Source organism: Micromonospora sp. CPCC 205739 (assembly GCF_036906795.1).
Lineage (GTDB): Bacteria > Actinomycetota > Actinomycetes > Mycobacteriales > Micromonosporaceae > Micromonospora.
Genome location: NZ_JBAKHS010000014.1, coordinates 1 through 12,264 on the forward strand (window position 1 = coordinate 1; position 12,264 = coordinate 12,264).

A 12,264-nucleotide genomic window follows, 5' to 3' on the forward strand; every position below is an offset into this window, starting at 1 on the left:
GGCGACTGCGAGCACGGCGGCTTCGGGGCCGGAGATGACCACGGACCGGGGGCCGTTGACGGCCGCGATGTCCACACCGGCACCTGCGGCCTGACTGTTGCCGTTGCCGACGCCGACGCCGTTGGCCGCGACCTGACCAGCGCCCGTGCCGGTGGCTGTGGGGGTTGAGTCGTTTGCGTCATCAGCTCTGTAGGACGCGACAGAGGTATCCGGTCCCGCCAGCGCCGACCGGACCTCCTCCTCCGACGCCTGCACCGCCACCATCGCCCCACCAGCCGGCAACGCCTGCATCAACCGACCCCGCGCCGCCACCAACCGCGCCGCATCCCCCAGCGACAACACCCCTGCCACATGCGCCGCAGCCAACTCCCCGATGGAATGCCCGGCCACGTAATCCGGCCGCACACCCCACGACTCCACCAGCCGGAACAGCGCCACCTCGACCGCGAACAACCCGGCCTGTGCATAGCCCGTCTGACGGATCAGCTCCTCGTCCTCGCCCCAGACCACCTCACGCAACGGCCGGTCCAGGTGCGCATCCAGTTCCGCCACCACCGCGTCGAAGGCCGCCGCGAACACCGGGAACACCGCATGCAGCTCACGACCCATGCCGAGGCGCTGCGCGCCCTGACCGGTGAACAGCACCGCCAGCCGACCGGCCCGGGCCACGCCGGAGACCAGCGTCGGGTCGGGCGTGCCGGCGGCGAGGGCGTCGAGGCCGCGGCGCAGCTCGGTCCGGTCCGCGCCGAGGACGACCGCCCGCCGTTCCCAGAGCGCCCGCCCGGTGGCCAGGGACCACCCGATGTCGCCGTCCCGCAGGTCCGCGCGCTCGCCCGCGTACCCGGGGAGGCGCCCGGCCTGGGCCCGCAGCGCCGCCTCCGAGCGGGCCGACAGCAGCCAGGGCACGACCTGCGCCGGACCGGCGGCACCGTCGGCCGGTGTCGCGGGCACGGCCACCGGAGTCTGCTCCGGGGCCTGCTCGATGATGACGTGGGCGTTGGTGCCGCTGATGCCGAACGACGACACGCCCGCCCGGCGCGGGTGCCCGTTCACCGGCCACTCCCGCGTCTCGGTCAGCAGCTCCACCGCCCCGGCGGTCCAGTCCACCTGCGGCGACGGCGCGTCCACGTGCAGCGTCCGGGGCATCGCCCCGTGCCGCATCGCGAGGACGACCTTCATCACCCCGGCCACGCCCGCCGCCGCCTGGGTGTGGCCCAGGTTCGACTTCACCGAGCCCAGCCAGAGGGGCCGGTCGGCGGGGCGCTCCCGGCCGTACGTGGCGAGCAGGGCCTGCGCCTCGATCGGGTCGCCCAGGGTGGTGCCGGTGCCGTGCGCCTCGACCAGGTCGACCTCCGCCGCCGGCACCCCCGCCGAGGCGAGGGCGGCGCGGATGACGCGCTGCTGGGACGGGCCGTTCGGCGCGGTCATGCCGTTGGACGCGCCGTCCTGGTTGACCGCCGAACCGCGTACCACGGCCAGCACCGGGTGGCCGTTGCGGCGGGCGTCGGAGAGGCGCTCGACCAGCAGGAACCCGGCGCCCTCGGCGATGCCGGTGCCGGACGCGGCGGCGGCGAAGGCCCGGCAGCGACCGTCCGGGGACAGCGCCCGCTGCCGGCTGAACTCCACGAAGATCTCCGGGGTGGCCATCACGCTGACCCCGCCGGCCAGCGCCAGGTCGCACTCCCCCGACCGCAGCGCCTGGGCGGCGAGGTGCAGCGCCACCAGCGAGGACGAACAGGCGGTGTCGATGGTGACCGCCGGCCCCTCCAGCCCCAGCACGTACGCCACCCGGCCGGAGGCCACCGCGCCGGTGCCGCTGTTGGCCGGGTAGTCGTGGTACATCAGGCCGGCGAAGACCCCGGTCGGGCTGCCCTTCAGCGTCACCGGGTCGATGCCGGCCCGCTCGAAGGTCTCCCAGGCGCACTCCAGCAGCAGCCGCTGCTGCGGGTCCATGCCCAGCGCCTCGTTCGGGCTGATCCCGAAGAACGCCGGGTCGAAGTCGGCGGCGTCGTGCAGGAACCCACCCGAGCGGGTGTAGCTGCTGTTGGGCGTGGTGAACCCGGGATCGTGGAGCTGGTCGAGGTTCCAGCCCCGGTCGGCGGGGAAGTCGTCGATCGCGTCCACCCCGTCGGCGACCAGCCGCCACAGCTCCTCGGGCGAGCTGACCCCGCCGGGGAATCGGCAGCTCATGGCGACGATGGCGATCGGCTCGTCGACCGGCTTCGCCGCCACCACGGCCGACGTCACGGTGGTCGTGCCGGAGAGCTCGTCGACCAGGAAGCGGGCCAGCCCGGCCGGTGAGGGATAGTCGAAGACCGCGGTCACCGGCAGCCGCAGGCCGAGGGTCTGGTTGAGCCGGTTGCGGAACTCGACCGCGGTGAGCGAGTCGAAACCCAGCTCGCGGAACGCCCGCTCCGGGGCGACGGCGGCGGCCGAGGTGAAGCCGAGCACCAGCGCCACCCGGTCCAGCACCAGGTCGAGCACCGCCTGCTCGCGGTCGGCGTCGGGCAGCCGGAGCAGCCGGTCCACCAGGGAGCCGGCGTCGGCGCGTACCCCGGCGGCGCTGCGCCGGGCGACCGGCAGCAGGGTACGGAACAGCGCCGGCACGTCGCCCTGGGCGCGGACCGCGGCGAGGTCGAAGCGGACCGGCAGCAGCAGAGCGTCGGGACGGTCCAAGGCGGCGTCGAGCAGAGTCAGGCCCTCGTCCACGGCGAGGCCGATCATGCCGCTGCGGGAGATGCGCGCGCGGTCGACGCCGCCGAGCCGCCCGGTCATCCCGGTGGCCTGCGTCCAGAAACCCCAGGCCAGGCACTGGCCGGCGAGCCCCTGCGCGCGCCGGTGCGCGGCGAGGCCGGCGAGGAACGCGTTCGCCGCCGCGTAGTTGCCCTGCCCGGGTGCGCCGACCACGCCGGCCGCCGAGCCGAAGAGGACGAACGCGCCGAGGTCCGCGTCGCGGGTCAGCTCGTGCAGGTGCAGCGCCGCGTCCACCTTGGGGGCGAGCACCGCGTCGACCTGCTCGGGGGTGAGCGAGGCGATGGTGCCGTCGTCCAGCACCCCGGCGGTGTGCACCACCGCGGTCAGCGGGCGCGCGGCCGGCACGTCGGCCAGCACGGCGGCGAGGGCGTTCCGGTCGGTGACGTCGCAGGCGACCTGGGCGACCGAGGCACCGAGGCCGGTCAGCTCGGCCGCCAGGTCGGCCGCGTCGGGGGCGGCCGGTCCGCGCCGGCTGAGCAGCAGCAGGTGGCGTACCCCGTGGGCGAGGACGAGGTGGCGGGCGACGACGGCGGCGAGGGTGCCGCTGGCGCCGGTGATCAGCACGGTGCCGGCCGGGTCGATCCGGGCGGCGGGCGGTGCGTCGCCGGTGGCCGGCGCGCGGACCAGCCGGGTGGCGAGCAGGTCCCCGTCGCGCCGCAGCAGTTGCGGCTCGCCGGCGGCGACGAGGGTCGGGGCGAGCGCGACGGCGTGCTCGACGTTGACGTCGGTGTCGGCGAGGACGATCCGGTCCGGGTGCTCCGACTGGGCGGAGCGGACCAGGCCCCAGACGGCGGCGCCGGCCAGGTCGGTGACGTCCTCGCCGTCGCGGCCGACCGCGCCGCGGGTGAGCACCAGCAGGGTGGTGGCGGCGTACCGGTCGTCGGCGAGCCAGCGCTGCAGGTCGGCGAGGACGCGGCGGGTGGTGTCGTGCACCGCCGCCGCGTCGGTGCCGCCGGGGACCGGCAGCACCACCACGTCGGGGACCTCGCCGTCGTCCCACCGTCCGACCTGGACGGGCGCGGGCGGCGGGGTGGGTACCGGCGTCCAGACGGTGCGGTAGAGCGCCTCGGCGACGGGCCCGGTGGCGGCGGGGGCGAGGTCGGCGGGGAGCGGCCGCAGGACGAGGGAGTCCAGGGAGAGCACCGGCGCGCCGCCGGCGTCGGCGGCGGTTACGGCGACCTCGCCGGCGCGCAGCGGGGTGATCCGCACCCGCAGGCTGGACGCCCCGACCGCGTGCAAAGTGAGGCCGGTGAAGGCGAACGGCAGCAGCGCCCGGTCGTCGACGGCGTCGGTGAGGGCGACCGCGTGCAGCGCGGCGTCGAACAGGGCGGGGTGCAGGTCGGCGCGCTCGGCGTCGGCGGTGGCCTCCTCGGGCAGCTCCACCTCGGCGTACACCTCGGCACCGGACCGCCAGGCGGCCCGCAGCCCCTGGAACACCGGCCCGTACGCCAGCCCGGCGTCGGCCAGGTCGGGGTAGAGGCCGGCGACGTCGACGGCGGTGGCGCCGGCCGGCGGCCACTGCGCGAAGTCGTCGGCGGGGCGGGCGGTGGCCGGGGCGAGCTGGCCGGTGGCGTGCCGCTGCCAGGGCGCGTCGGCGGCGGCGTCCTCGGCCCGGGACCAGACGCTGACCGGGCGGACGCCGCGCTCCCCCGCCGCGCCGACGGCGACCCGCAGTTGCACGCCGGTGCCGTCGGCGAGCACCAGCGGCGCGCCGATGGTCAGCTCGCTGACGGCCGGGCAGCCGACCTCGTCGCCGGCGCGCAGCGCCAGTTCGACCAGGCCGGTGCCGGGGACCAGCACGGTGCCGGCGACGGCGTGGTCGGCCAGCCAGGAATGGGTGCCGGTGGAGAGCCGCCCGGTGAGCACCACCCCGTCGTCGGCGGGGGTGGCGACGACCGCGCTGAGCAGCAGGTGCTCGGCGGGACGCTGACCGGCGCCGGTGACGTCGCCGGTGCCGGCGGCGGCCGCGTCGAGCCAGTGCCGGCGGCGCTGGAACGGGTACGTCGGCAGCTCCACCCGCTGCCCCGGTCGCCCGTCGAACAGCGGCAGCCAGTCGACTCCGACGCCGTGCGCGTACGCCTCGGCGAGCGAGGCGGCGACCCGGTCCGGTCCGCCGTCGTCGCGGCGCAGCGTACCGACCGCGACGGCGGGGGCGCCGGCGTCGGCGACGGTCTCCTCGATACCGACCTTGAGCGTCGGGTGGGCGCTGGGCTCGACGAAGACGGTCAGCCCGTCGGCGAGCATGGCCCGGGTGGCGTCGGCGAAGAGCACCGTCTGCCGCAGGTTGGTGTACCAGTAGCCGCCGTCGAGGGCGGTGGTGTCCAGCAGGGCACCGGTGACCGCCGAGTAGAACGGCACCTCGGCGGTGCGGGGGCGGACCGGGGCGAGCAGTTCGGCGAGCCGGTCGCGGATGCCCTCGACGAAGACGGAGTGCGAGGCGTAGTCCACCGGGATCATCCGGGTGCGGATCTCCTCGGCGGCCAGTGCGGCCTGGAACGCGGTGAGGGCGTCCACCTCGCCGCAGACCACCACCGAGCCGGGCCCGTTGACGGCGGCGAGGGAGAGCCGTCCCGCCCAGCCGGCGAGGCGCTCGCGGGCGGCGTCGGCGGGCAGCGAGACCGACATCATCCCGCCCAGGCCGGCCAGCTCGGCGGCGATGACCTGGCTGCGCAGGGCGACCACCCGGGCGCCGTCGTCGAGGGTGAGCGCACCGGCGACGCAGGCGGCGGCGATCTCGCCCTGCGAGTGGCCGACCACGGCGGCCGGCTCGACGCCGTGGCTGCGCCAGAGCTGGGCCAGCGAGACCATCACCGCCCAGAGCACCGGCTGCACCACGTCGACCGGGTCGATGGTGGGCGCGCCGGGCGCGCCGCGCAGCACGTCGACCAGGTTCCAGTCGACGAAGGGTTCGAGCGCGCGGGCGCACTCGGCGATCGTGTCGGCGAAGACCGGCGAGGAGTCGAGCAGCTCGACGGCCATCCCGGCCCACTGCGAGCCCTGGCCGGGGAAGACGAACGCCACCCGGGCGTCGGTGCGGGCGGTGCCGCGTACCAGGTTGGCGGCCTCCCGGTCGTCGGCGAGGGCGGTCAGGCCGGCCAGCAGCGCGGCGGCCGCCGTACCGGTGACGACCGCGCGGTGTTCCAGCGCCGAGCGGCCGGTGACCAGGGCGTGCCCGACGTCGGCCGGGTGGGGTCCGGCCGCGACGGCGGCGAGCCGCGCGGCCTGCGCGCGCAGCGCCTGCGGGTCGCGGGCGGACAGGACCCAGGCGAGGGTACGCCCCGACAGTGCCGGCTCCGGCGCGGCGATCTCGGCCGGTTCCTCCTCGGGGGCCTGCTCGATGATGGCGTGCGCGTTGGTGCCGCTGACGCCGAAGGAGGAGACCCCGGCCCGGCGGGGGCGGCCCGACTCGGGCCAGGGCAGCGCCTCGGCGAGCGGCCGGACGGTTCCCGGCGTCCAGTCCACGTGCGACGACGGGGTCCCGACGTGCAGGCTCTTCGGCAGCAGGCCGTGCCGGATGGCCTGCACCATCTTGATCACACCGCCGACCCCGGCGGCGGCCTGCGCGTGCCCGAAGTTGGACTTCAGCGAGCCGAGCCAGAGCGGCCGGTCCGCCGGCCGGCCCTGCCCGTACGTGGCCAGCAGCGCCTGCGCCTCGATCGGGTCGCCGAGGGTGGTGCCGGTGCCGTGCCCCTCGACCACGTCGACCTCGCCGGGCGGCAGTTGCGCGTTGGCCAGGGCGGCGCGGATGACCCGCTGCTGGGCCGGCCCGCTGGGGGCGGTGAGGCCGTTGGACGCGCCGTCCTGGTTGACCGCGCTGCCGCGCACCACGGCGAGCACCGGGTGGCCGTTGCGGCGGGCGTCGGAGAGCCGTTCGAGCAGCAGCACGCCGGCGCCCTCGGCCCAGCCGGTGCCGTCGGCGTCGTCGGAGTACGCCTTGCAGCGGCCGTCGGGAGCGAGCCCGCGCTGCCGGCTGAACGCCACGAACGGCGCCGGGGTGGACATCACCATCACCCCGCCGGCCAGGGCGAGGGTGCACTCGCGGCGGCGCAGCGCCTGCACCGCCAGGTGCAGCGCGACCAGCGACGAGGAGCAGGCGGTGTCCACGGTCAGCGTGGGCCCCTCCAGCCCGAGCGTGTACGCGACCCGCCCGGCGATCACCGAGGCCGCCGCCGCGGTGCCCAGGTACGCCTCGGCCGCCTCCGGGGCGGCGTTGAGCAGGTCGCCGTAGTCCTGGTAGCCGGAGCCGGTGAAGACGCCGACGGGCTTGCCCCGCACGGCGTCCGGGGCGATGCCGGCGCGTTCCAGCACCTCCCAGGAGACCTCCAGCATCAGCCGCTGCTGCGGGTCCATCGCGGCGGCCTCGCGCGGCGAGATGCCGAAGAAGGCGGCGTCGAACTCGGCGGCCTCGGCGAGGAAGCCGCCCTCGGCGACGTAGCTGGTGCCGATCCGGTCGGGGTCGTCGGCGAGCAGCCGGGCCAGGTCCCAGCCCCGGTCGGTCGGGAGCGGCCCGACCGCGTCCACCCCACCGGCGACCAGGTCCCACAGCTGCTCCGGGGTACGCACGTCCCCCGGGTAGCGGCACGCCATCGCCACGATCGCGATCGGGTCGCGTTCGACGCCCTCGACCTCCTGGAGCCGCTGGCGCGTCTGCGTGAGATCCGCCGTGACCCGCTTCAGGTAGTCGAGAAGCTTCCCGTCCTCCGCCATGCCCGTCCTCACCCCTGTGGGTCAGCGCAACCCGAGTTCGTTGTCGATGAAGTCGAAGATCTCGTCGGCGGTCGCCGCCTCGCCGAGCCGGTCGTCGCCGGCGGACCGGTCGACCAGGCCGATCAGGGCGCGCAGCCGGGCGGCGAGCGCCGGCCGGTCGGCGTCGTCCTCCGGCAGCGCGGCGAGGGCGGCCTCCACCCGGTCGAGGTCGGCCGCCAGGCCGGTCGCGCCGTCGGCGGCGCCGACGCCCAGTTCCGCGCCGAGGAACTCCGCCACGGCGGCCGGCGTCGGGTGGTCGAAGACCAGCGTGGCGGGCAGCGCCTGGCCGGTGGCGGCGGTGAGCCGCTGCCGCAGGTCCATCGCGGCGACCGAGTCGAAGCCCAGGTCGGCGAAGGGGCGGGCGGGGTCGAGGGCGGCCGGGCTGTCGTAGCCGAGCAGCGCGGCCACCTCGGCGCGGACGGTGTCCAGCAGGGCCCGCGGGCGCTGCGCCGGTGGCAGCGCGGCGAGCCGGTCGGCCAGCCCGCCGGCACCGGCGGTGGCGTCGCCGGCGACCGCCTCGGCCACCTCGGGCAGCGCGTCGAGCAGCGGCCGGCGGCGGGCCATGGTGTAGACGGGGGCGAACCGCGACCAGTCGATGTCGGCGACGACGAGGTCCCCGGCGTCGCGCCGGTACGCCTCGGGCAGCGCGGTGATCGCCAGCTCGGGTCGCATCGGGGGCGCGCCGAGCCGGCGCATGCCGGCGGCCAGGTCGGCGTCGACCATGCCGCTGTCCCAGGAGCCCCAGGCGATCGCGGCGGCGGCGAGCCCCCGGGCCCGGCGGCGGGCGGCGAGCGCGCCCAGGTAGGCGTTGGCCGCGGCGTAGCCGGCCTGCCCGGCGCTGCCCCAGACGGCGGCGCCGGAGGAGAAGAGCACGAAGGCGTCCAGCTCGGTGTCGGCGAGCAGGTCGTCGAGGTGGGCGGCGCCGGCCACCTTGGCGGCGGCCACGTCGGCGATCTCGGCGAGGGCCAGCTCCCCCACCGGGGCGATGCGCTGCATGGCCCCGGCGGCGTGCAGCACGGCGGTCAGCGGCCACCGGGCGGGCAGCCCGTCGAGCAGGTCGCGGAGCTGGTCGCGGTCGGCGACGTCGCACGCGGCGACGGTCACCTCGGCGCCGAGTGCGGTGAGCTCGGCGGTCAACGCGTCCACGCCGGGGGTGTCGGTGCCGCGCCGGCCGACCAGCACCAGGTGCTCGGCGCCGGCCCCGGCCAGGGCGCGGGCCACGTGCGCGCCGAGGCCACCGGTGCCGCCGGTGACCAGCACGGTGCCCCGCGGGCGCCACGACGGCGGGGCCGCCGGCCGGGCGGCCCGCACCATCCGGCGGGCGCGCACCCCGCCGTCGCGGATGGCCACGTGGTCCTCGCCGCCGGTGGCGGTGACCACGGCGCGCAGCCGGCGCAGGCCGGCCGGGTCGGGGAACTCGGGCAGGTCGACCAGCCCGCCCCAGTGCCGGGGCAGGTCGAGGGCGAGGCCGGTGCCGAGACCGTGCACGGCGGCCTGGGCCGGGTCGGCGGACTCGCCCGGGTCGACGGCGACCGCGCCGGTGGTGAGGCACCAGATCGGCGCGTCGAGCTGGGCGTCGCCGAGCGCCTGCACCAGCGCCACCGTCCCGGCGACGCCCCGGGTCAGCGCCGGGTGGTCGGGGTGCGGCCGGTCGTCGAGGGCGAGCAGGGAGAGCACCACCGTGCCGGGGCCGCGCAGGTCGCGCAGCCGGGCGGCGAGGGCGGCCCGGTCGGCGTCGGCCACCGGGACCCGGACCACCTCGCCGCCGTGCTCGACCATGGTGGTGGCGATCATGCCGACCCGCAGGTCGCTGTCGTACCCGTCGGGCACGGCGACCAGCCAGCGGGCCGGCGCCGGGCCCGGGTCGGGATCGGCGACGGACTCCCACACCACCCGGTACCGCCAGCCGTCCACCGCGGACCGGTCGGCGTGCCGGCGGCGCAGCGCGGCCAGCGCGGGCAGCACCTGGCCGAGGGCCGCCGGGTCCACCCCCAGGTCGGCGGCGAGGGCGGCGGGGTCGGCGGTGGCGAGGTCGTCGAGGAAGGCCGGATCGGCGGCGACCGGCTCCGGCGCCTCCCACCAGTACCAGCGGCGCTGGAACGCGTAGGTGGGCAGCTCGACCCGGTGGGCGCCGGGGTGCACGGCCGCCCAGTCGACCGCCGCGCCCCGGGTGTGGGCGCGGGCCAGCGCGGTGACCAGCTCCCGCTCCTCGTCGCGGTCCCGGCGCAGCAGCGGCACGAAGACCGCGTCCCGGTCGTCGGCGACGCAGTCCGGGCCGGTGGCCGAGAGCGCCGCGTCCGGGCCGAGCTCCAGGAACGTGGTGACGCCCTGCTCGGCGAGCCACCGTACGGCGTCGTGGAAGCGGACGGTGCCGCGCACCTGGCGTACCCAGTGCTCGGGGTCGGTCAGTTCGCCGGTGACCGGCCGCCCGGTCAGGGTGGAGACCACCGGCAGGGTCGGCGCGGTGTACCGCAGCGAGCGGGCGACCGCGGCGAAGTCGGCGAGCATGGGTTCCATCAGCGGGCTGTGGAAGGCGTGCGAGACGGCCAGCCGGCGGGTCCGCCGGCCGAGGGAGCGCAGCTGCTCGGCGACGGCCAGCGCGGCGGCCTCGACGCCGGAGACCACCACCGCGGTCGGGCCGTTCACCGCGGCGAGGTCGACCCGCTCGTCGAGCAGCGGCCGGACCTCCTCCTCGGTCGCCTCGACGGCGACCATCGCCCCGCCGGCGGGCAACGCCCCCATCAGCCGGCCCCGGGCGGCGACCAGTGCCGCCGCGTCGGGCAGGGTGAGCACGCCGGCGACGTGCGCGGCGGCCAGCTCGCCGATGGAGTGCCCGACCAGGTACGCCGGGCGCACGCCCCAGCCCTCCAGCAGCCGGTACAGCGCCACCTCCAGCGCGAAGAGCGCCGGCTGGGCGTACCCGGTGTCGTTCAGCGGGTCGGCGTCGGCGCCCCACACCACCTCGCGCAGCGGCCGGTCCAGGTGCTCATCGAGGGCGGCGACGGCGGCGTCGAACGCGTCGGCGAAGGCCGGGAAGGCGGCGTGCAGCTGCCGGCCCATGCCGGGGCGCTGGGCACCCTGGCCGGTGAAGCAGAAGGCGGTCCGGCCGTCCACGCGTACCGTGTCGCGGACCAGGTGCGCGGCGGGGGTGCCGTCGGCGAGCGCGGCCAGGCCGGCGCGGAGCGCGGCGTGGTCCGCGCCGACCACGGCGGCCCGGTGCTCCAGCGCGGCGCGGGTGGTGGCCAGCGAGTACGCCACGTCGACGAGCGCCTGGTCGGCGTGTTCCTCCAGGTGGCCGGCGAGCCGGCGGGCCTGCGCCCGCAGCGCCGCCTCGTCGCGCCCGGAGACCAGCAGCGCCACCGGACGCCCGGGCCGCACGCCGACCCCGTCCTGGACCGGGGCGGCGTCGGCGGGTGGCTCCTCGACGATGACGTGGGCGTTGGTGCCGCTGAGCCCGAACGCGGACACCCCGGCCCGACGCGGCCGGTCGCCGCGCGGCCAGGGCCGGGCCTCGGTGAGCAGCCGCACGTTGCCGGTGGACCAGTCCACGTTGGGGGTCGGTTCCTTGACGTGCAGGGTCTGCGGCAGCGTGTCGTGCCGCATCGCCTCCAGCATCTTGATGATCCCGCCGACCCCGGCGGCGGCCTGGGCGTGCCCGACGTTGGACTTGAACGAGCCGAGCCAGAGCGGCCGGTCCGCCGGCCGGCCCTGCCCGTACGTGGCGAGCAGCGCCTGCGCCTCGATCGGGTCGCCGAGGGTGGTGCCGGTGCCGTGCGCCTCGACGGCGTCGACCTGGTCGGCGGTGAGCTGCGCGGCGGTCAGCGCGGCCCGGATCACCCGCTGCTGGGCCGGCCCGTTCGGGGCGGAGAGGCCGTTGCTGGCGCCGTCGGAGTTGACCGCGCTGCCCCGCACCAGCCCGAGCACCGGGTGGCCGTGGCGGCGGGCGTCGGCGAGGCGTTCCAGCAGCAGCAGGCCGATGCCCTCGCCCCAGGCGGTGCCGTCGGCGTCGGAGGAGAAGGACTTGCACCGGCCGTTGGGGGCCAGTCCCCGGTCCTGGCTGAACCCGACGAACGAGTCCGGCGTGGACATCACCGTCACCCCGCCGGCCAGGGCGAGGCCGCACTCGCCGGCCCGCAGTGCGTGCGCGGCCAGGTGCACCGAGACCAGCGACGAGGAGCAGGCGGTGTCCACGGTGACCGCCGGCCCCTCCAGGCCCAGCGCGTACGCGACCCGGCCGGAGGCGACGCTGGCCAGGCTGCCGACGCCCTTGGCGGCGTAGTCGTGGTAGACGAGGCCGGCGAAGACGCCGGTCGCGCTGCCCTTGAGCGAGGCGGGATCGATGCCGGCCCGCTCGACGACCTCCCAGGCGGTCTCCAGCAGCAGCCGCTGCTGCGGGTCGGTCTCCCGCGCCTCCCGCGGGCTGATCTTGAAGAAGTCGGCGTCGAACTCCCCCGCGTCGTGCAGGAACCCGCCGTTGACGCAGTACGTCCGCCCGGGCGTGGCCGGTTCCGGGTCGTACAGGCCGGCGACGTCCCAGCCCCGGTTCTGCGGGAAGCCGCTGATCGCGTCGCCGCCGGCGGCGACCAGTTCCCACAGGTCGGCGGGGGTACGCACTCCGCCGGGGAAGCGGCAGGCCGCCGCGACGATCGCGATGGGTTCGTGCCAGCGCTGCTCGGCGTCGTGCAGCCGCCGCCGGGTCTGCTGGAGGTCCGCCGTGGCGCGCTTGAGGTAGTCGCGCAGCTTGTCGTCGGTCGCCATCGCCGC

At 77.1% G+C, this 12,264-nt stretch carries 2 protein-coding genes and 2 pseudogenes; all 4 read right to left on the reverse strand.

Annotated elements, in window-relative coordinates:
* A partial coding sequence (locus tag V6U88_RS30300) for a type I polyketide synthase (RefSeq protein ID WP_442934664.1) occupies positions 1-3,729 on the reverse strand: 3,729 nt, incomplete at its 3' end.
* 135 nt (positions 3,730-3,864) lie between these two features.
* Positions 3,865-4,770: pseudogene (locus tag V6U88_RS30305) on the reverse strand (polyketide synthase dehydratase domain-containing protein); the annotation flags it as partial.
* A 33-nt stretch (positions 4,771-4,803) separates the two neighbouring features.
* A pseudogene (locus V6U88_RS30310) lies at positions 4,804-7,461 on the reverse strand (type I polyketide synthase); the annotation flags it as partial.
* Between the two features lie 21 nt (positions 7,462-7,482).
* Positions 7,483-12,258, reverse strand: coding sequence for a type I polyketide synthase (locus tag V6U88_RS20405; RefSeq protein WP_334455225.1), 4,776 nt, complete (start codon positions 12,256-12,258; stop codon positions 7,483-7,485).
* Between the last annotated feature and the right edge of the window lie 6 nt (positions 12,259-12,264).